This is a genomic window from Enterobacter cloacae complex sp. SYL003 (genome assembly GCF_049236925.1).
GTDB lineage: Bacteria > Pseudomonadota > Gammaproteobacteria > Enterobacterales > Enterobacteriaceae > Enterobacter > Enterobacter intestinihominis.
The window spans coordinates 1-17577 of the sequence record NZ_JBMKJK010000029.1; the positions used below are offsets into that span (position 1 = coordinate 1).

Annotated in this window: 29 protein-coding genes; 20 read left to right on the forward strand and 9 right to left on the reverse strand. The window is 56.2% G+C overall.

Annotation, left to right across the window (positions count from 1 at the left end; genetic code table 11):
• The first annotated feature begins 228 nt into the window (after positions 1-228).
• Both ACOT1A_RS22855 and umuC read left to right on the forward strand, forming a co-directional pair.
• Positions 229-663: a LexA family protein gene (locus tag ACOT1A_RS22855; RefSeq protein WP_015062799.1), complete on the forward strand. Its 435-nt coding sequence runs from the start codon at positions 229-231 to the stop codon at positions 661-663.
• Entirely contained in the window at positions 651-1916 is a 1266-nt protein-coding gene (gene umuC / locus ACOT1A_RS22860; protein ID WP_186956231.1) for a translesion error-prone DNA polymerase V subunit UmuC, read from the forward strand. The genes ACOT1A_RS22855 and umuC overlap by 13 nt, the downstream gene beginning before the upstream one ends.
• Before the next feature lie 22 nt (positions 1917-1938).
• On the opposite strand, the gene ACOT1A_RS22865 is transcribed toward umuC, so the two are convergent.
• From ACOT1A_RS22865 to ACOT1A_RS22900, 8 genes are all read right to left on the reverse strand, one after another.
• Positions 1939-2787 (reverse strand): 3'-5' exonuclease, encoded by an 849-nt coding sequence (locus tag ACOT1A_RS22865; protein ID WP_060453257.1) that lies wholly within the window; start codon positions 2785-2787, stop codon positions 1939-1941.
• 2 nt (positions 2788-2789) lie between these two features.
• Positions 2790-3110 (reverse strand): hypothetical protein, encoded by a 321-nt coding sequence (locus ACOT1A_RS22870; protein WP_021561451.1) that lies wholly within the window; start codon positions 3108-3110, stop codon positions 2790-2792.
• 144 nt (positions 3111-3254) lie between these two features.
• Positions 3255-3893, reverse strand: a complete 639-nt coding sequence (locus tag ACOT1A_RS22875) for a hypothetical protein (RefSeq protein WP_021561450.1) — start codon at positions 3891-3893, stop codon at positions 3255-3257.
• Positions 3894-3960: 67 nt separating this feature from the next.
• Entirely contained in the window at positions 3961-4170 is a 210-nt protein-coding gene (locus ACOT1A_RS22880; protein ID WP_004187413.1) for a DUF7706 family protein, read from the reverse strand.
• Between the two features lie 2 nt (positions 4171-4172).
• Entirely contained in the window at positions 4173-4391 is a 219-nt protein-coding gene (locus tag ACOT1A_RS22885) for a hypothetical protein (protein WP_060453258.1), read from the reverse strand.
• Positions 4392-4435: 44 nt separating this feature from the next.
• Positions 4436-5119, reverse strand: a complete 684-nt coding sequence (locus ACOT1A_RS22890; RefSeq protein WP_011091035.1) for a hypothetical protein — start codon at positions 5117-5119, stop codon at positions 4436-4438.
• Positions 5116-5388, reverse strand: coding sequence for a helix-turn-helix domain-containing protein (locus ACOT1A_RS22895; protein WP_011091036.1), 273 nt, complete (start codon positions 5386-5388; stop codon positions 5116-5118). Before ACOT1A_RS22895 ends, ACOT1A_RS22890 begins: the two co-directional genes overlap by 4 nt.
• Before the next feature lie 17 nt (positions 5389-5405).
• Positions 5406-6680, reverse strand: a complete 1275-nt coding sequence (locus ACOT1A_RS22900; protein WP_129075159.1) for a type II toxin-antitoxin system RelB/DinJ family antitoxin — start codon at positions 6678-6680, stop codon at positions 5406-5408.
• A 526-nt stretch (positions 6681-7206) separates the two neighbouring features.
• Between ACOT1A_RS22900 and ACOT1A_RS22905 the strand changes: the two genes are divergently transcribed.
• From ACOT1A_RS22905 to ACOT1A_RS22915, 3 genes are read left to right on the forward strand one after another with little or no spacing between them, the layout of a single operon-like run.
• Positions 7207-7563, forward strand: coding sequence for a hypothetical protein (locus tag ACOT1A_RS22905; RefSeq protein ID WP_011091038.1), 357 nt, complete (start codon positions 7207-7209; stop codon positions 7561-7563).
• Positions 7541-8125 carry a hypothetical protein gene (locus ACOT1A_RS22910; protein WP_015062808.1) on the forward strand — a complete coding sequence of 195 codons (585 nt, stop codon included), beginning with the start codon at positions 7541-7543 and terminating at the stop codon, positions 8123-8125. The genes ACOT1A_RS22905 and ACOT1A_RS22910 overlap by 23 nt, the downstream gene beginning before the upstream one ends.
• Entirely contained in the window at positions 8122-8841 is a 720-nt protein-coding gene (locus ACOT1A_RS22915; RefSeq protein ID WP_421625534.1) for a hypothetical protein, read from the forward strand. The genes ACOT1A_RS22910 and ACOT1A_RS22915 overlap by 4 nt, the downstream gene beginning before the upstream one ends.
• 161 nt (positions 8842-9002) lie before the next feature.
• Here ACOT1A_RS22915 and ACOT1A_RS22920 read toward each other — a convergent pair whose 3' ends face one another.
• Entirely contained in the window at positions 9003-9548 is a 546-nt protein-coding gene (locus ACOT1A_RS22920) for a hypothetical protein (RefSeq protein WP_012579094.1), read from the reverse strand.
• A 140-nt stretch (positions 9549-9688) separates the two neighbouring features.
• Between ACOT1A_RS22920 and ACOT1A_RS22925 the strand changes: the two genes are divergently transcribed.
• The 15 genes from ACOT1A_RS22925 to ACOT1A_RS22995 all read left to right on the forward strand — a co-directional run bounded on the left by ACOT1A_RS22925 (position 9689) and on the right by ACOT1A_RS22995 (position 17542).
• Positions 9689-10150, forward strand: coding sequence for a hypothetical protein (locus ACOT1A_RS22925; RefSeq protein ID WP_011091042.1), 462 nt, complete (start codon positions 9689-9691; stop codon positions 10148-10150).
• On the forward strand, positions 10147-10395 hold the full coding sequence (locus tag ACOT1A_RS22930; RefSeq protein WP_004187394.1) for a helix-turn-helix domain-containing protein: 249 nt from the start codon (positions 10147-10149) through the stop codon (positions 10393-10395). Before ACOT1A_RS22925 ends, ACOT1A_RS22930 begins: the two co-directional genes overlap by 4 nt.
• The gene (locus ACOT1A_RS22935) at positions 10388-10975 is read left to right on the forward strand and encodes a restriction endonuclease (RefSeq protein ID WP_011091043.1); all 588 of its coding nucleotides are present in this window, start codon (positions 10388-10390) and stop codon (positions 10973-10975) included. The genes ACOT1A_RS22930 and ACOT1A_RS22935 overlap by 8 nt, the downstream gene beginning before the upstream one ends.
• Positions 10972-11457 carry a hypothetical protein gene (locus tag ACOT1A_RS22940; RefSeq protein WP_011091044.1) on the forward strand — a complete coding sequence of 162 codons (486 nt, stop codon included), beginning with the start codon at positions 10972-10974 and terminating at the stop codon, positions 11455-11457. Before ACOT1A_RS22935 ends, ACOT1A_RS22940 begins: the two co-directional genes overlap by 4 nt.
• Positions 11454-11702 carry a hypothetical protein gene (locus ACOT1A_RS22945; protein ID WP_011091045.1) on the forward strand — a complete coding sequence of 83 codons (249 nt, stop codon included), beginning with the start codon at positions 11454-11456 and terminating at the stop codon, positions 11700-11702. The genes ACOT1A_RS22940 and ACOT1A_RS22945 overlap by 4 nt, the downstream gene beginning before the upstream one ends.
• Positions 11703-11720: 18 nt before the next feature.
• Positions 11721-12449: a tyrosine-type recombinase/integrase gene (locus ACOT1A_RS22950; RefSeq protein WP_011091046.1), complete on the forward strand. Its 729-nt coding sequence runs from the start codon at positions 11721-11723 to the stop codon at positions 12447-12449.
• A gap of 240 nt (positions 12450-12689) precedes the next feature.
• Entirely contained in the window at positions 12690-13664 is a 975-nt protein-coding gene (locus ACOT1A_RS22955; protein ID WP_011091047.1) for a plasmid segregation protein ParM, read from the forward strand.
• Positions 13665-13666: 2 nt separating this feature from the next.
• Entirely contained in the window at positions 13667-14110 is a 444-nt protein-coding gene (locus ACOT1A_RS22960; protein ID WP_011091048.1) for a plasmid partitioning/stability family protein, read from the forward strand.
• Positions 14111-14119: 9 nt separating this feature from the next.
• Entirely contained in the window at positions 14120-14671 is a 552-nt protein-coding gene (locus ACOT1A_RS22965) for a phospholipase D family protein (protein WP_011091049.1), read from the forward strand.
• 378 nt (positions 14672-15049) lie between these two features.
• Entirely contained in the window at positions 15050-15295 is a 246-nt protein-coding gene (locus tag ACOT1A_RS22970; RefSeq protein WP_019725064.1) for a hypothetical protein, read from the forward strand.
• A complete protein-coding gene (locus ACOT1A_RS22975) occupies positions 15288-15767 on the forward strand; it encodes a hypothetical protein (protein ID WP_011091051.1) in 480 nt (159 codons plus the stop codon). The genes ACOT1A_RS22970 and ACOT1A_RS22975 overlap by 8 nt, the downstream gene beginning before the upstream one ends.
• Positions 15768-15795: 28 nt before the next feature.
• On the forward strand, positions 15796-16206 hold the full coding sequence (locus ACOT1A_RS22980; protein WP_063107137.1) for a hypothetical protein: 411 nt from the start codon (positions 15796-15798) through the stop codon (positions 16204-16206).
• A gap of 117 nt (positions 16207-16323) precedes the next feature.
• The gene (locus ACOT1A_RS22985; RefSeq protein WP_004206908.1) at positions 16324-16587 is read left to right on the forward strand and encodes a hypothetical protein; all 264 of its coding nucleotides are present in this window, start codon (positions 16324-16326) and stop codon (positions 16585-16587) included.
• A 21-nt stretch (positions 16588-16608) separates the two neighbouring features.
• On the forward strand, positions 16609-16971 hold the full coding sequence (locus ACOT1A_RS22990) for a DUF3085 domain-containing protein (RefSeq protein ID WP_004206909.1): 363 nt from the start codon (positions 16609-16611) through the stop codon (positions 16969-16971).
• Positions 16972-17092: 121 nt separating this feature from the next.
• A complete protein-coding gene (locus ACOT1A_RS22995; protein ID WP_011091053.1) occupies positions 17093-17542 on the forward strand; it encodes a JAB domain-containing protein in 450 nt (149 codons plus the stop codon).
• Positions 17543-17577: the final 35 nt, after the last annotated feature.

Here is a 17577-nt window from a genome sequence, read left to right on the forward strand (position 1 = left end):
CATCTGAGACCATTAAAAGAGGCGTCAGAGGCAGAAAACGTTGCTTAACGTGAGTTTTCGTTCCACTGAGCGTCAGACCCCTAAATCTATCAAGGATGACGTTCCTTGCTGTCTGGCCATCATTCTGACCTGACCCCCTCCGCGTGCTGGCACGCAGTATGCCGGCATTGCCTGTTTCCTGAAGCCTGCAATATACTGTATGTATAAACAGTTATTGGAGGCTAAATTATGGCGCTGGATCTCGTTTATCCCCGGCCTTCAGTGGAAGGCGACGCACTCCCTTTTTTTGCCGAACCCGTTGCGGCCGGCTTTCCCAGCCCGGCAGCAGGCTATGAGGCCAATGAACTTAACCTGCATGATTACTGTGTGCGGCACCCGGCCGCGACGTACTTCTTGCGTGTGTCCGGCGATTCCATGCGTGATGCGCGCATTCATGATGGCGATGTGCTGGTCGTCGATCGGGCAGAAGAACCCCGGCACGGCAGCATCGTGATTGCCAGCATCGATAATGAATTTACGGTCAAGCAGCTGCAGCTCCGCCCTTACCCCTGCCTGATGCCTCTGAATCCGGCTTTTCCGCCAATCAGGTTTGATCCGGAGGCGCTGCAGATATGGGGTGTGGTTACGTTCACTGTCATGAGACACCGCCCGTGTACGCCTTAATCGATGTCAATTCGATGTACTGCAGCTGCGAAGAAGCGTTCCGCCCTGATTTACGAGGTCGCCCTGTGGTCGTTCTCAGCAACAACGACGGGGCGCTTGTTGCGGTCAATCGCGCGGCGAAAGCGCTGGGCGTGCGCCGCGGGGAGCCCTATTTCCGCTGCCGCCGCCTGCTGGAACAGCATAACGTTGCCGTATTCAGTTCCAACTACACCCTTTACGCCTCATTCTCCGCCAGATTTGCAACCGTGGTGGAGAGTCTGGCGCCGCGGACATTTGTTTACTCAATTGATGAGCTCTTTGCGGATGCCTCTCATATGGAGGGAGTGATGACGCCGCAGGCGTTTGGCCAGCTTTTGCGGGCTGAAGTGCTGCGCCAGACAACGCTCACCTGTGGAGTCGGCGTCGCGCCAACGAAGACGCTGGCCAAGCTGTGCAACCACGCCGCAAAGACGTGGCCTGCCACCGGCGGGGTTGTAGCGCTCAGTGATCCTGCGCGACTGAAAAAGCTGATGAGCCTGGTGGCGGCCGGCGATGTGTGGGGCGTTGGCCATCGTACCGAAAAAGGGCTGGCGGCAATGGGGATCAAAACGGCGCTGGCGCTCGCAGAGATGGATATCCGTCTTGCACGCCGGCTGTACGGTGTGACGCTGGAACGGACCATTCGTGAGCTGCGTGGCGAGGCCTGCTTTGCCCTGGAGGAAGGAACCGGCGCGAAACAGCAGCTTGTTGTATCCCGTTCGTTTGGAGCGCGGGTCACGCAACTGGCGCAGATGCAGCAGGCGGTGACTAAATATGCCACACGAGCAGGGGAAAAGTTGCGCCAGGAAAACCGCCTGGCGAAGGTGGTAACGGTCTTTATCCGCAGCAGTGCTTATGACGCCGGCGGTGTGCCCTACAGTAACCAGGCTACGGAAGTGCTTCCCGTACCAAGCCAGGATACACGCGACATCATCGCCGCGGCGCAGCTGGGGCTGTCGCGTATCTGGCGTGAGGGCGTGCGGTATGCAAAAGCCGGCGTGATGCTCAGCGATCTGCAGGGATATGAAACCCAGCTGGAACTGTTTGCGCCGGCTGCAGTGCGGCCGGGGAGCGAAAAACTGATGGCCACCATCGACAAAATAAACAGGGAAGGAAGGTCAAGGGTCTTCTTCGCCGGAGAAGGTATTGATCCGGAATATGCCATGCGCCGTGAAATGTTGTCCCCGGCCTACACCACGCAGTGGAAGGATATTCCCGCGGCGTTTATGCGATAACAGCGATGTGCAGGCCAGTCTGTCAGGCCTGCAGCCGTTCCTGCTCCTGCAGCAATGCCAGATGGTATGCGGCAATGGCGTTCACCACCCCGGCCGTCATCCGTGCATCGGCTATCGCCGAGTGTGCCTCCCCTTCCCAGGTCAATGCTGCCTGACTGGCCGCGCTGGCCAGCGAAATGGTGCCATAGCGATTGGTGGCCCCAAAATACCCTGCTGCCAGCTCCATCGCGCAATACACTGTCAGTTCTCCCAGCCAGTCGGCCGGATCGCCATGTGCGGCGGCCGTCTGTTTCAGAATGCGGGTATCAAAGGGGGCGTTAAAGATAATCACTGGCCGGGCCCCGATGGCGTGGCGCAGCTGCAGCGCCACATCTGGCCAGGATGGTGCGCCGCTGAGTGCCGGCTCATCGATACCATGCACGGCGGCGGCCTGCGCCTCGATGGCGACCGTCGGCTTCAGGCGTGTTTCAAATATCACCCGGCCGGCCGCATCGGTCAGGCCGATTTCCAGCGCTTCCGCGGTATTACCCAGCCCCGTCGTTTCGGTATCCAGAAAGAGCGGCGCCTGACTCAGCCAGTCGTGTGCCCGCTGTGCCATCCGGCCACTGGTGCTGTTAAGCCGGGACAGGACGGAAAGACGCAGGCCGGCCTGCTGCTGCTTCTCAGTCGGCGGCCGTTTTTCCCGCATCGGAACACAGTCTGCAATGCGGTATACGGCGTACTTGCCGCCATAGGCGCTTTTGTACCATTTCACCGGCTCAGCACCGGGAGCCGGCTTCATTCTGAATTCATCGCGCAGGCGCCCTTTCGTGAAGCACCGATCGCCGGCTATCGCCTCAGCGCGTCGTGTGGCCAGCTCATCATTCTTCATGGTTATTCCATCTCCGTCAGGCGTTTGTGATAAACCTCTCTGGCGATCTCCAGGCCTGCCTCTGTCAGCCCAAACGCGAGCGTCAGTGACTGATTATCCCGGTATTTGCTGAGCAGGCCGTGGCGGTTCAGCGTATGGCAGGAGCGACGAAAATTGGTATCGGCAACGGGCTGGAGGCGTCCCTTATTGAGGATGCTGAAAAGCTGCATCGCCGGGAACGGGCCTGCCAGCTGACGTTCTGCCAGACCATACAGAACAAACAATACGTCTTTTTGCACACCGGAGAGCCGCATCGAGGGGGCTTTACTTTGCATGTTATTCATGTGTCACATCATTAAGGAATTAATGACAAAGTAACCTAATTGATGTGAGACATCAATAGCATTGTGTTTTTAACGGGATATCAGGAGTCCGAAAAAGAAAATGCCGCTCTTGACGGCGGCTTATTTTCCCTGGTGTCGGGAGAATTATGGTTTCTGGCTTAGGTCAAGGCGCAGGGCGTTGTCTGTGAGCAGATCCAGTGCCGCCGTCAGATGCTGACTCCGCCCGCCGTGATAATCCGGCCACGGAAGAAAGGGTTTTGACGCATCAGACATGAACATGATACCGGTCGGGCAGCGCCACTCCGTGGGGGTTCCTTTGTTGTAATGAACCAGCAGTACCGAACGGTCGCACTGCACGTCATTACTGTCATCGTTATTCAGCACAAAAGTGGCCACGATGCCGGCATCGGGCCTGGACACGAAAAGCAGGCTGTTGGCAAAAATAACGGCAATCACCACTGAGGCAATGGCCGCACCGGTATACCAGAAACGGCCGTTTTTCCAGGCACGATAGCCATACAAGATGCACAGCAGAATGGCGGCGGCGATACCTGCCCACTGCGCACCAACGGACAGCCTGGAGAGTGCATCCATCGAAACAGGCCGGCTCAGCGTATAAAATGTGGCAAAGAAAGGTGATGCCAGCGCCAGCGTTAACAGAACTAAGGCGAGCGGTATGAAGCGGTTGCCGGCGAAACTGCCATTGCCGATCGCCGTCATCGTGCGGAACATCTCACTTAGCGCCAGGATCATCATAAAACTGCATAAAGCCATGTATAACATTAAAACCTCTCCTTACTGCCCGCGTGATAGGGTCGTATTTCCGGCTAATTCCAGATAGTCCCGGCCCTTATCGTGGTGCATAGCCCTCTTCAGCCAGTGCTTTCATGATCTGGTTGATTCCATCCATCATCAGATATGCCTCAATATCTGACGTCGCCAGGCCGCGGCAGTCACTGAATCCCAGCCGCTTAACCAGTTGCGCCAGAGCCTGCGCTTCTCTGTGTGTCAGCTGTATATTCACTTCAACGGGTTTTTCGTGGCGAATTTCATCTTTCATGGTCAGAGTCCTTTTTTGATGTTTCGTAATATGTACCAGGCTTCTTTTGCCTGGACAACGGCCCAGATCCAGACGAGAGAGGACACAATGCACAGCCCCGTCATGTTCCAGAAATGACCTGTCGTATATTCATGGCCATGAAGCAGGAGGCCGGCGCCGGCCGCCAGGCTCATGACCAGGAAAAGGACGGCTGCGCCGGCGTGATAAATGATGCTGAACATGTAAAACCCCCTTCTGGCGACGGTAGCGCCAGTCTCTGTCTGTATTAAATGGTCGCCGCCTGCCGGGCGTCTGCCTGCATCATGGCGTCAATCAGGGCGCCGGCGCAGGCAATATTCAGGCACGTCATGTTCGATTTCAGGGTCGCCATCATGTCCGCGCGGCTTCTTTTCAGAAACGGCTGCAGCGGACCACGATAGCCCTGTGAGGTCACGATAATCAGCTGAGTGGCCGCATCATGCAGTGCCGACACGCCGGCCAGAATATCCTGCTCAGCCGCGCTGATATACACGGGTGAACCGGCGATCACAAAGCGATCGTCCGGGCAGCGTTGCATCAGCTCAGCCAGGGAGGCGCAGCGGCCCGCCAGCGGGGGCCGTGCCGTCAGTGAGCCCCAGACGGTCGCCGGCGCGAAGGGCATGGCGTGAAACGTTGCCTCATACGCGACCGCCGGATCGGTATGGTGGCGCAGCCCCAGACCGGCCGACATGGCCCACAGCTCGATGCCCGGCCACCGCGCCGCGATACCGCGGGCACGCAGCCAGTGTGCGCCCCGGTAAAGCTCTCCCGTTTCCAGCACCCTGCCAGGACGGCGGGCAGCCTGGGCGATCAGCCTGTACCAGCCGTCAAAGGCGTCATCAAGGGAAGCGTCGCCCGGAAAAACGGTATCCTCCACGCTGCCCGCCTTGCGCCGGGTACAGGTGGTGATGAGGTGAAGACGTTTGTTCATTCAGTGCCTCCCGGCTCTGGTGCGTCTGTGCCTGCCGCGCGCGGTTCGCCGGGCCGCCGGGCACGAATATCGGGCAGACCCCGGCAGGCATCGTTCCAGTGCGTGCCCCGATCGGGGTTATTGGCCAGCTTACTGATCCAGGTTTCTGACACATTCCAGCGGCGGGCCAGCTCCTTCTGCTTCCAGCCTTTCGCCCTGAGCAGCGCCCGCCACTCCTGCGGGGAAAGCGGCGCCGCCGTGATGCCGGCCGCATGACAGGTCGTTTTCATCGCGTATGCTCCCGGCCCTAATCCTGCCCCGGCCGTGCCGGCTGGATTTGACGCAGTATTGTTGTTGCCTGCCATCCCGTAAACCCGAAGGTATCGGCCAGTTCGCCGGGCAGTGACGCGGCCAGGCGCGGCAGTTCGTCCGGGGATTCATTGTGAAAGACAAAACTGACCCCCTCATCCCTGATGCGCGACATCAACATTGCAATAAGCCGGTGCGGTCCCTCATGGCTGGCGTATTCCGTGACCTTTTCAGTAAACCGCCGGGGATTGCTGCAGCTGATACCCCGGTCGGCCAGGAACGCCAGAAAGCGCTGCAGGAAACCGGGGAGATCCCTGGCGGTCAGGGCGGGTTTCAGCACCGCTTCTGCCTGGGCCTGTGTGAAGCCAAACGCCGCCGCCAGCTCAGGGGAAAAGTCCGGCGTGTCAGCGCTGGCCTCAAAAATGACGCCATCGTTTATGGCCTGCTGCATGTCCGGGGGCATATTCCCGATCATATTTTCACGCACGCCCCATGCACGGCCGGCGCTTTCGGTCAGTCTCTGCGGATCGCTGCAGCTGACGCCCCGCTCCGCCAGGAACGTCAGGAAACGCTGCAGGACGGCGGCGCCGATCTCGCCGGAGACGGGCGCTTCTCCGGAGGGATAGAAGACCCTGACGTTGGTGTTATCCAGTAAGGCCTGTTCAGCGCCGGCGTCGGACCCGGTGCTTTTTCCGCTCCGCCAGACCGTATTATTTCGACTGACGATGGCCGGATCGACATGTTCGCTGTCCACGATGCTGTTAATGAACGTCACTGACTGTTCTTCGCTGAAATCAAAGTCGTGCTGTAACAGGGACAGCAGCCTGTCATGCCAGTCATCTTTCACGCGATTGGCGGCATTAACCATGAACGTGACGTTCAGTACACCGGCCAGTAAACAGGCAGCCTGGTCGGCCACATACAGGCTGAAGTATTCCAGCACCGCCTGTTCAAATGCAGCGGGATCGCAGCAGACCACTTCTGCAGATCCCAGCGACTGCAGAAACCGCCGGGTGTTTTCGGTCACAGCGTCGGCGGGATTGAGGGCGATGGCGCGGCCGCGCTGTGACTGGATGTCAAATGTGACGATACGCTCCGTGACGGGCATCCGGCCGTGATCGGCGATGAAGCGGTAAAGCTGCTCCACTGCTTCCGTGGCGGTCATGCCCATTGCCTCCAGACGCAGTTCGGCGCGTTTCTTCAGCTGCTCATCGAGACGCACGGTCAGCTGGGCGTTTTTGGCCCGCTTTTTACGTTCAAAAAAACCGGTCATGCTCCTTCCTTTTTGTACAGTCATTTGGCTTTACATAATGTACAGCCATTTGTACCGCACTTTTGCGCGTGGGACCACATTTTTTCACCGTTGCGGTTTAGCGGTATTCTCCGCAGCGCCGCCACTTATCCCCAGTTTCTGTGGATAACGCTATATGTAGTGGCTCCGTCAGCTGGAAACGGCACAAGATATGGTGTCCGCGCCGGCAGCCGTGCGGCCGTTCCCCTGCCTTCCTCTCCCTGTTGATTTCGCTTTTCATGGTATTTACGTTTTTTCCGCAATGACGGTGCCGGCGAAAAGGTATTTTCCGGTGGTTGCGGGCGCAAAAGTCACAGGGTGAAAAGATAAGGGCGCGAAGCATTCCGCAATATAAACTGCGTGACAGTCACGCCGGGTGATGACTACCCGCGGGCGATTCTGCCAAATTAGCTATTAGTGCTAAATCTAAATATTTATAATTTACGCATGAAACCTAATTTATTAGAGTGTGGTTATTCAGTAAACAACAGCAAACGGAGTGAACGGGATGGAATATGAAGCGTACAAGGTTCGCGGTTACGGCTTCGGACTGAAAAAAGAGATCACCGGCGTGCTGGGGCGTTACCCCACCCTGGAAGAGGCGCAGAAGGTCGCGGATGACTACACGCAGGCCTGCCTGCCGGATAACCTGCCGGACAGCTACGATATGGGCATGGTCCGGCCGGTCGCTGCCGGCGAACCTGCCGCCCTCGATCCGGACGTGTTTCGCGGTCCGGGCGCGCCGTTCCTGATGGATGCCGGCCAGATAACCACGGGTCACACGGTATGCCTGGGCAAAGCGGCGGATGGAAAACGGTTTTATTTTGGCGGGGAGCATTCCGATGGCCACCAAACATATAAATGATGAGCTCTGGAATCGCATTGAGGCGCTGACCGTCAAAGCTAACGCCAGGCATGGGTTGTTACGGCCGATTAAAGAGGCTGAAGTACTGCATCTTGTCCTTCAGCGTGGCCTGGAACTGCTTACGGACGACGATCTGCTGCAGCTGGGCAAGTACCGGCGGCCGATAGGATTTGTGCTGCGTCGTCCGGGCGTGGAAATGGTGAAGCTGGATATGCTGAATATGGCAGATGCGGCAACCGTTCTTCTGCGCAGTGGACCCGCAACGCTGTGCATCTGGAGCCGCGACGATATCCTGCGCGAGGCCAGTGAAGCGGTGCTCCGCGAACGGCTGCCGGATGCAGCCCTGCTGTCGGAGGGGGATGACCGGGCCCGGTTCCAGACGCTGCTGCCCGGATTCTGGAACGCCGCGCACCGGGGCGAAACGGCCGTGATTTCCCTGCGTGCTGACAATGCGGATCTCGCTATTGCACGCATCACTGACCTGATGTGCGAATCCCTGCTGGGTTATAAGGGGCAGCGGGCATACCGGGCGGGTGAAAACGAACAGGGAGAAGAGTCATGAACATGCGAGGCATTCTTTTTGTCCTGCCGCTGTGCGCCGGGCTCCTGGCGGGCTGTGATAACAAACAGGAAGCGCTGCAGTTTGAAGCCGCCCGCACGGCGGCGCTGAAGGCCGACGATCCGTTTCTGGCGCTGGACTCGTTCGAACAGCAGTCCGGCGACTACGGCCGGGACTGCGACTCGCTGGGGGCATTTCTGTTTGGTAATTTTGCTTCCACGGATAAAGCATGTCGGGCGCGGGATGAGGCCACGCGGGATATGGTCCTGAAAGCCGTAGAAAAGGGTTCCGTGCCGGCACTGGTGTTCCTGTTTGACCCAGGCAGCAAGACGCCGGATGTGTATCCGCGCGATATTGACCCACAGAAGGCCGGGCAGGCGGCTGAGCGGCTTGTTGCACTGGCAGAGTCGGCGCCGGTGGACAGCAAAAATCAGGCGCTGCTGATGCGTGCCGGCGATGTACTGCAGGCGGGCCAGTACGTTCTGCAGGATTCCCGGAGAGCGGCGGCCCTGTACATCAAAGCCTGGCAGGCAGGGGATCAGCGTGCCGCGGACGAGCTGGTCAATGTCTATCACTTTCTCAAGGACAGCCGGCGTACCTACTTCTGGGCGGTCCGGAGCAAAGACGTGCAGCAGCTGGACAATCGGGCTGAGCTGACCGGAGATGAGATCATTGCTATTCAGAAACTGGCTGCGGACAGTTCACGGACCGACATTTGATGAAATGAATAAGGATATACAAAAGGCGTCCAACTGGTGAGGAAGGGCGCCTTTTAATTACTAGACATTTTTACTACTTAACTTTCTGTCGGAGTAAACGGAAAATTAATCTGTTAATCACTGCGAGTATAAATCCCCGCTAAGCGTGGTGCAACTCAGTATCAGAAATGACCGCCGGTGGTTGAATCCAGTGCCCTGAACAGGCTTTCCTGGGCTGCTTCCAGCAGACGACCTGGCAGACGGAGTTCATTTACGCGGTAACTCTGCCCGGTCTGTGTGGTCACGGTGAGATAATACTGATCGTCAAACTGCTGACCAGCACCGATATGCACGATGGTGGCCGTGTCGATCCAGCAGAGGTTTGTGCCTTCCGCGTCCTCAAGTGGTTTGATTCGGCCTTTCAGCCACTTCTGCGGGCGACCCGGCCGGCATTTGATCGTGATGCCGTGCTTATAGCCGCGGGTTCTGGCCACAAAGGCCGCTATTTTATCTTTATCCAGTTCCTGCGCCGGGGTGAGCTTACTGAAACTGGACGGAGAGAAGTTATACTGCAGTTCTTCAAACAGGTTCAGGTACGTGGCTTCATCATCCAGGTTGTCCCCGCGTTCTTTCAGCATGGAGCCCCAGATCCTCTCCATTTCGCCCCTCAGCGCCAGTTTAACCGCCTCAAATTCTTCCTGATGTTCATCGTAGTAGTTGATATCCATCGCGTCTCCTGTTGTGTTTATGGCGAATTTGCGGAATTAATATACATAAAAAATGTTCAAATATGAACATTTTCAGGCTATAAATACAGGCAGATTATAACAGGCCAGTCCACCAGGATTCGGCCAGGAGCTGAGTACGCATGATAAAGAAACCACTTATTGCCGGCATCATGCTGGCTGTGGCGCACACCGCCGGCGCTGCGCAGGGTGATGATACCGATCTGCAGCAGATTTATACCGAGGCGGGCATTCAGGGGATATGCAGCGCCGGGATGCTGGCTGTGCCGGAAGGGGCCAGGGATGAAGCTGTCCCGCAGAACGTCAGACACCTCCTGGTTCAGTGTGCCTATTTCGACGAGCAGCAGTTGCGCCGGCGTGCCGGCCTGCCGGCTCAGACATTTAGCCACTGGCGTGACCGCAATGCGGTCCTTAATCTGTCGTCTGACCAGGCATCTGATGCGCTCTGGCTGTCAGCGTGGCGTGATTTCCGGGCACAACTGGCCTCGGCCTACCCGGCCCCGGCGGAAAAAAAGGCACAGGGGAAAGAGGCCGTACCCGCCGGCACGAAGCCCGGCACTGAGCATGGGAGTGCGGCGGATTGACCGGTTTTGACTTGATCCTGTGGCGACGGGGCCTGAACTGGACCCAGGAGCGCGCCGCGGCTGAGCTCGGTATCAGCCGTACCAGCCTGGTAAAATATGAGGACGGTGAGACAGTACCCCGGACCATACAACTTGCCACCGTCGCGCTGACGCTGAAAGCGGAATGGCCCACCCTGAAAACCATGAGCAAAGACAGGCTGCTGCGGCAGCTGAAGTATGAAGTGCTGAGGATCGATAATGAATGAGTTTATCCATGTTGTCGGCTCATTTATCCTTGCGGGTATCCTGCTGTATGGCCTCTGGCAGGGTACACGGCGACGCCGGCGCCGGCATGAACGGAAACAGGCCAGTGCGGTGCGTGTGATCGATAAAATTAATACGTTCCCGCATTTCGGGCAGAAAATTGCCTATCTGCGCAAGATTGACCCGTTTGTGTTCGAAGAGCTGCTGCTTGAAGGCTTTGAACGCCGGGGCTTTGAAGTGATCCGTAACCGCCGGTATACCGGTGACGGCGGGATTGATGGCCGCGTGAAGATTGATGGCCAGACCTGGCTTATCCAGGCCAAACGCTATACCAGCTATATTGCCGTTGGCCACGTCCGTGACTTCAGCGACCTGCTGAACGCCACCGGTGCCCGCGGTTTTTTCTGCCATACCGGCAAAACGCGCGAAGGCACCAAATCGCTCATTCGCGGAGACAGCCGCATGATCCTGGTCAGTGGCCAGAAGCTGCTAGACCTTATTGCCACCGATGCGCCGTTTATCCCGTATCCGGGATACCGGCCACCGGCCGAAATGGTTCATCCTGAACAGGAGACAACATGAAACTGAAAGGATACGTCGCCGCCCTGCCGGCACTGCTGCTGACAGGGTGCGCCATGCTCCCCGGACAGCCCACCGATTATGACCGCTTCTGTAACGTCTCAGGCATCGCCAGCCACGGCGAAACCTACCGTGTCAGTGACAGTCAGGATTTCTGGTTAACCCCGAACGGCCGCTATCTCAGCCAGGCTGAGTACAGCAGTCCGGCAGATACGCTTCAGAAACTGACGGGCGTGGTCAGTGGTGAAGATCCTGACCAGGTGCGGAAGAACGCCGTCAGGGTAAGGGTGTTCCGTGTTGAAAGTGAGAGCGCCAGTAAAGGGGCGTGCCTGCCCGTGCGTTATGACGATAAAAACGCGCGGCGGAAAATGGATTCGCTGACTAACGGCCGCCGTATGATGGTGTACAGTGAAGATGAAGGCCAGTCTGGCCAGCAGATTTACAATAACAGCCGCGGTGCCGGCTTCAGTTACAGGTTGCTATGAGTGGATTGAAAGGCCGCCGTATCAGTGCGGATATGTTTGCCATAATGCTGAAGATATCTGCCGGGCAGCTGGTTTTTGCAGCACGGCATGACAAGCCGTTACGCGGACTGACCCTACCCCCTTACAGAATCGAAGGCGGAAAAAGCTGGAGCTCGACCACCTCCACCCGCAGTATGACGTTTGATATGCAGGATGCGGTCGATTTCAGCGAGAAATTTCATAAAATTCAGTCGCCTGACGGCTGATTAGCGGATTTTAAAAAATTGAACACTTTCCCCCTGCAAATTTCTCAGAATTCACGTAGCGACGCCATCGGGACATATGCCTACTTCGATTATGCCGATGCGCTGGCGCTGCGGGAGATGGCCAGCCAGGCTGATTTACCCAAATACCTGCTGGCCCCGGAGGTGTCGGTGTTTCTGCGGTATGTGCCAGACCTGCGCCAGCAGGTCCTTTTCGATACCCTCTGGAACACGGGCGCGCGTATTAATGAGGCGCTGGCGCTGACCGGCGCCAGCTTTCAGCTTGACGGTTCCCGGCCGTTTGTCCGGCTGAAGACGCTTAAACAGCGTCAGCGTGGCCGCGGCAGGCCGGGCAAGGATGAAGAGGTGTTCCGTCTTGTTCCTCTGACCGATCCTCAATATGTCAGGAAGGTGCGTGAATTTCTGACCACCCTGCGTATTGGTAAACAGCAGCTGCTCTGGCCGGTGCAGAGTGATAACACGCCGCGTAACTGGATCAGGAAGGCACTGGACCTCGCAAAACGTGACTCTGTCACTTTTAGTATCCCTGTTACCTGCCACACGTTCCGGCACAGCTTCTGTATGCACCTGATCCAGCATGGGGTTCCGCTGAAAGTTGTACAGGCTTATGCCGGGCATTCCCGGCTGGAAACCACAGAAACCTACACGCGCGTGTTTGCGCTCGATGTTGGTCGTCAGTATGGCGTCCGGTTCAGCCTGCCAGACAGTCATTTAACGCTCCCGGAATAATCTGTATCCCTCCCTGATATTTCCATATAAATCTAAATAAATCCATTTTCTTTCTAGGTCAGACCGTTTTCAGGGCGGCCTGGCCGTCTTTTGTTGGTTTTTATTCTCTATTTTTCTGTATTTTTCTATATTGGTGCGTCTTTTTGTCTTTACACGTCAGCAGGGATGCGTAATAATCCATTTGAAAGCTGTATTTTTCCTGATTTCTACGGTTTTTTTCTAAATAATGTGAGGTTCAAAATGCGTATTTTTGTTGACGACGGTTCCACCAACATCAAACTGGCATGGATGGAAGACGGTGCGGTCAAAACGTTGATCAGTCCGAACAGCTTCAAGCCCGAATGGTCCATGACGTTGCTGACAGATTCATCAGTGCCGGCTTCCGCCAACTATGAAATTGACGGGGAAAAGTACAGCTTTGACCAGCTGAGCCCGGATGCCGTGCGCACCACGGAAACCCGCTATCAGTACAGTGATGTGAATGTCGTCGCTATCCACCATGCCCTGATGCAGTCCGGCATTGAACCGCAGCCGGTTGATGTTGTGGTGACGCTGCCGCTGGGCGAGTACCTGGATGAAAACGATCAGCCTAATATGGCCAACATCGAGCGGAAAAAAGCGAACGTGAAGCGCGCGGTGGCCGTTCAGGGGCGTGAGAGCTTTACCGTGCGTAAAGTCAGCGTACTGCCAGAGTCGGTCCCTGCAGGCTTCAGTGTGCTGAAGGATCTGGACGATCTGGACTCCCTGCTGATTGTGGATATCGGTGGAACCACGCTGGATATCGCGCACGTTCGCAGCAAAATGTCCGGCTTCACCAAGACACATTGCGATCCTAAAACCGGCGTATCCATCATCACCGAAGCCGTAAAACATGCACTGGATACCAGCGTGAGCACCCGTACCAGTTCGTATTTTGCCGACCGTCTGATCCAGGCGCGAAATGACGAAACGTTTCTTTCCCGTTACCTCCAGAACGCTGACCAGCGGGCCCAGGTGATGAAGGTACTGCATGAGCGTGAAAAAGCCCTGACGCACCGTGTCACCGATTCAGTTGGCCGCTTTGCCGGCTTCACGCACGTCATGGTGGTCGGTGGCGGTGCCAGCCTGGTCGCCGGCGCAGTGAAGCAGGCAACGGGGGTGAGTGACGATCGTTTCTTCGTCAGTGATAACCCGCAATTCGATCTGGTTCTGGGTATGGTGGCAATGAAGGGCTGAGTATGACTGATAACCGTAAGTGCTCGTTTTATATCTACCCGGAGCGCAATGCGGCGGACCGGGTAGCCGACGGCTTTCTTGAGAAACTGCCTCAGAAAGAGCGTGGCCGCGCGATGCGCGCCATGATGCTCTGTGGTGCCGCGTTGATGAAGCAGGACGAACGCCTGCCGTTCCTGATCGCTGAATTCCTGACGGAGAGCACCTCGATGCAGGATATTCAGCGGATCATCAGCAGTACGCTGCCGCAGCAGGATACAGGAGAAATGGCGCGTCTGGTTGAGGCGTTTCTGCAGGCCACCGGCGGTGGCAGCAATACGGTGTCGCCGGCAGGCGGCGCTGCGCCGGAAAACAGTCCCGCCGTGACTCCCGAACCGGCCGCACCGGAGGATAAGAATCTGGAAGAAACCCGTAAGAACGTCCAGCATCTGTTCCCGGATGATGATTAAGGGGGCAGCGTGAAAAAATATGTGCTGTTAACCCTGACCCTCATCGCCGGCGCCGTGGCAGCAAACCCGGTAACAGCGGCCGGCAATGTTCAGGCGCAAACTGCGACTGAAGTGAAAACCGGGTTTTCACCCGGCGGGACCGCATTAAATCTGGTTCTGGATTCAATCGACCACGCGCAGCATGAGATTCTGGTTGCCGCGTACAGCCTGACCAGTCGTCCTGTTGCCGGCGCGTTGCGTGCCGCAAAAAAACGGGGCGTATCGGTGGTGGTGGTGGCCGATCGCAAAGCGAACGACAACCGGTACACCGAAGTGAACTTTCTGGCCAATAACCGCGTGGCGGTGCGGATCAACGATAACTACGAGGCCATGCATGATAAATTCATGGTCTTTGACCGCCGCGCCGTCTTGACCGGATCGTTTAACTTCAGCGCCAGTGCAGACAGTCGTAATGCGGAAAATGTGGTGCTGATCAGCGGCGCGCCTGCAGTAACTGAAGCCTACGTGAACGAGTTTTCCCGTTTATGGGGCGAAGGAAAGGACGTGGCCCCACGGTACTGACCTACAGCAGCGGCAGAAACTCTGCCGCCTGATTTTTAACTTGATTTATATGGCTCATTCGTCGTATTATCAAGGCTCATTTTTCGGTAGCGCCCCGACTGGCGAAGGAGTAAAACCATGCAATCATTCCCCCTGTTCGTTTCCCGTGTCGTACCTGTGATCACCCTGAGCCATTGCCTTCGGCAGCGGCGCTGGTCCCTGCACAACACGTCATGCCAGATTGACCTGAGATCAGGTTGTCACCTGCGCTCACAGCCTTTCGGCACGCTATCCAGACGGGAAATAAGCGACCGGCCACCGGCTATGCCCCGCGGTTACTGGTTCAGGCAATGCAGCCGGGATGTCATGTTTACGGGGCGCATCGATCAGGCAGATCCTATGAAACAGGTCTATTACAACGAAGGCTGGAGCGGTCCGAACAAGTATACGTTTGAAGTTTATCAGCTGGAGAACGGGAGTTACCGGGCGCTGGCCCGCAAATGGAATGGCAAAATCAACAAGGTGCAGCAGGAAACGCAGTACCTGTCTGACACGCGGGAGGGGCTGAAGCACCAGGACTATCCCCGCACGCGCCAGGTGAAAATTTTTCTGAATTCAGACTTCTGGGAGAAAGGTAATGATTAAGATGGTTAGCGTCGTTCCGCAGCCGGAAACAGTGAAGACGCTCCGGGAAAAAATGGGCATGACTGAAACCGCATTAGGGGCTGTCATGGGGTACGAACTGCGCGCCTGGCAGCGTAAGGAAGCTATCAGCGACGATCTCAGCCAGTACAACAAGACCAGTCTTCGCCCAGGCGAATATAACATGCTGATGCTGATCGCCGGCGTGCATCCTGATTACCGCCTGAACAGGGCATTCAGTCCGGATGATATGGTCAAAGATCCCGCCACGGCCGAAGACGTTCGCCGCCTGCGTCTGGCGCTGGGGCTGAAGCACGCTGAAATTGCAGCGCTGTTTGGCTATAAACCGGCGTCATGGCAGACCAAAGAAAAGGCTGCTCAGCGCGGCGTAAAGCTCAAAACCGGGGAATTCAATTTCCTGTTACTTCTGGCCGGTGAGCATCCTTCACTGCAGCTGGTTGAGAAGGTGAAATAAGGCCCGCGGCGACCAGAGAGGACCCTTTATGATCACCACACGCCGAATGTTAATGCTGTATGCCTGCCTTGTGCCCGTAGCCCTGACAGGGTGTGATCTGGCTGATTATTTCCCGAATGTGCCACAGCCCGTGCCCGTGATTTCGCCCGGCTATCAGGTTGATATCGATGGCCACCCGGTCCGAATATCAGGATTTGATGACTGCCCGCGGGATAAAGATGAAGCCCGGCACGCAGCTGCACAAGATGAGAAAGGCTGCATTGTGCTGTCTGCAGAGCGTTCCGAGGTGAAGGTCAGACTGTATCAGCCAGCCGGCGCCGTCACCGAAACCTGGCGGATCATCCGGGAAAAAGACGCTCGCCAGAACGATATTATTCGCATGCAGCGCCCGAACGGTGCGCTTGTGATGCAAAATTTACAGGGGAAAGAGTCTCCTTAAACCAGGAAAATAACAAAATTAACTTGATTTATATGGCTCATTAGACGTATAATAATTACATCGAAAGGCAATCCGGTCTTTCGACGGTAGCGCCCCGACCGGCGCAGGAGTCACCTTATGACTGCTCTCAATTCTCAGCAACAGGCTGATGTTGCCCGCTATATCCGGGAACATGGCAATAAAACCGTTATTTCCCCTGAATGGTCACTTATTTATTTCTCGCTGTGTCAGTGTGAATTACATCAATCGCATGAAGCCATTATTTTTCATAATGGCCGACCTGCAGGGCTATTTCTTCTGAATGAAACAGGCGAGCTCACCGAATTATATCTGCTGGGGTCGCTTTCTGACATTCTCACCGCCGCTGCGGTCAACAAATAGCTTTCAGGGAGTAAATACACTATGACCATGCAATCAGAACTTGTTTTTACTGATCCTATGCTCAACGTCGTTATTGCTGAAGTTAAGCGTTTTAATTGCCCGCTTCTTTTTGTCAAAGATCATGGCGTGTATGTGATGGCGGCGAAAGGTGAGAAAAACAGTAATGGGATGCACAATGTCTGTTACGCCAATGGTTTCAATCCGGATACAACGGATTTTGACGAGCTCTGGGACCGGATGCGTGATGCCTGTGGCGGGGATGATTTTTGCGAATCCCTGGACCTCGATCCGAGGTCGATTGAGCTTCTCAGCCGTACCAAACCCTGCCTGAAAATTATGCTTTCAGAGACGGAACTGGAAGTTATTGCAGGGGGACAGAAATAAACCATAAAAGCCCGTTAAATCGGGCTTTTTTATATTTAACTGTATTTACATCTAGGACAAATTGTCCTAATATATATTTGTGGCCGGGCATGGTGCTCAGGTCCCCTAACGAGGGAAATATATGAAATTTTCAGCAGAAGAACTCAACATTATCCGCCAGGCGGACGCCATTATTGCCGGTAAAATTACCACAACGGATTTTATCACCGGCGCCGATGCCGCGCGTTCCTTACTGCGGTTTCGTCTTGTTGCAGAACCACGCGAATCATTCTGCGCGTTCTTTCTTAACTGCCACAACGGCGTGATTGCGTTTGAAGAACTGTTTAAGGGCACTATCAGCAGCGTCACCGTTCATCCGCGTATCGTCCTGCAACGCGCCCTGCATCATAATGCCGCCGCCGTGGTACTGGCGCATAACCATCCTTCCGCTAACACTGCACCCAGCCAGGCTGACAAGCTGATCACCGAGCGTCTGGCGCAGGTGCTGGGGATGGTTGATGTCAAAGTCCTCGATCACCTGATTGTGGGCGGCAGCGATATTTACTCTTTTGCTGAACATGGTCTGATTTGACAACTGCGGCCGCACAGTGGTGCGGCCGGCTCTGG

Coding starts and splice junctions, on each gene's coding strand:
- ACOT1A_RS22925 (WP_011091042.1), top strand. CDS start 9,689: ATGATAAAGAAACCACTTATTGCCGGCATCATGCTGGCTGTGGCGCAC.
- ACOT1A_RS22985 (WP_004206908.1), top strand. CDS start 16,324: ATGACTGCTCTCAATTCTCAGCAACAGGCTGATGTTGCCCGCTATATC.
- ACOT1A_RS22955 (WP_011091047.1), top strand. CDS start 12,690: ATGCGTATTTTTGTTGACGACGGTTCCACCAACATCAAACTGGCATGG.
- ACOT1A_RS22970 (WP_019725064.1), top strand. CDS start 15,050: ATGAAACAGGTCTATTACAACGAAGGCTGGAGCGGTCCGAACAAGTAT.
- ACOT1A_RS22870 (WP_021561451.1), bottom strand. CDS start 3,110: ATGAATAACATGCAAAGTAAAGCCCCCTCGATGCGGCTCTCCGGTGTG.
- ACOT1A_RS22900 (WP_129075159.1), bottom strand. CDS start 6,680: ATGACCGGTTTTTTTGAACGTAAAAAGCGGGCCAAAAACGCCCAGCTG.
- ACOT1A_RS22880 (WP_004187413.1), bottom strand. CDS start 4,170: ATGAAAGATGAAATTCGCCACGAAAAACCCGTTGAAGTGAATATACAG.
- ACOT1A_RS22915 (WP_421625534.1), top strand. CDS start 8,122: ATGAACATGCGAGGCATTCTTTTTGTCCTGCCGCTGTGCGCCGGGCTC.
- ACOT1A_RS22855 (WP_015062799.1), top strand. CDS start 229: ATGGCGCTGGATCTCGTTTATCCCCGGCCTTCAGTGGAAGGCGACGCA.
- ACOT1A_RS22885 (WP_060453258.1), bottom strand. CDS start 4,391: ATGTTCAGCATCATTTATCACGCCGGCGCAGCCGTCCTTTTCCTGGTC.
- ACOT1A_RS22960 (WP_011091048.1), top strand. CDS start 13,667: ATGACTGATAACCGTAAGTGCTCGTTTTATATCTACCCGGAGCGCAAT.
- ACOT1A_RS22990 (WP_004206909.1), top strand. CDS start 16,609: ATGACCATGCAATCAGAACTTGTTTTTACTGATCCTATGCTCAACGTC.
- ACOT1A_RS22910 (WP_015062808.1), top strand. CDS start 7,541: ATGGCCACCAAACATATAAATGATGAGCTCTGGAATCGCATTGAGGCG.
- ACOT1A_RS22995 (WP_011091053.1), top strand. CDS start 17,093: ATGAAATTTTCAGCAGAAGAACTCAACATTATCCGCCAGGCGGACGCC.
- ACOT1A_RS22945 (WP_011091045.1), top strand. CDS start 11,454: ATGAGTGGATTGAAAGGCCGCCGTATCAGTGCGGATATGTTTGCCATA.
- ACOT1A_RS22895 (WP_011091036.1), bottom strand. CDS start 5,388: ATGAAAACGACCTGTCATGCGGCCGGCATCACGGCGGCGCCGCTTTCC.
- ACOT1A_RS22940 (WP_011091044.1), top strand. CDS start 10,972: ATGAAACTGAAAGGATACGTCGCCGCCCTGCCGGCACTGCTGCTGACA.
- ACOT1A_RS22935 (WP_011091043.1), top strand. CDS start 10,388: ATGAATGAGTTTATCCATGTTGTCGGCTCATTTATCCTTGCGGGTATC.
- ACOT1A_RS22865 (WP_060453257.1), bottom strand. CDS start 2,787: ATGAAGAATGATGAGCTGGCCACACGACGCGCTGAGGCGATAGCCGGC.
- ACOT1A_RS22875 (WP_021561450.1), bottom strand. CDS start 3,893: ATGTTATACATGGCTTTATGCAGTTTTATGATGATCCTGGCGCTAAGT.
- ACOT1A_RS22905 (WP_011091038.1), top strand. CDS start 7,207: ATGGAATATGAAGCGTACAAGGTTCGCGGTTACGGCTTCGGACTGAAA.
- ACOT1A_RS22975 (WP_011091051.1), top strand. CDS start 15,288: ATGATTAAGATGGTTAGCGTCGTTCCGCAGCCGGAAACAGTGAAGACG.
- ACOT1A_RS22980 (WP_063107137.1), top strand. CDS start 15,796: ATGATCACCACACGCCGAATGTTAATGCTGTATGCCTGCCTTGTGCCC.
- ACOT1A_RS22920 (WP_012579094.1), bottom strand. CDS start 9,548: ATGGATATCAACTACTACGATGAACATCAGGAAGAATTTGAGGCGGTT.
- ACOT1A_RS22890 (WP_011091035.1), bottom strand. CDS start 5,119: ATGAACAAACGTCTTCACCTCATCACCACCTGTACCCGGCGCAAGGCG.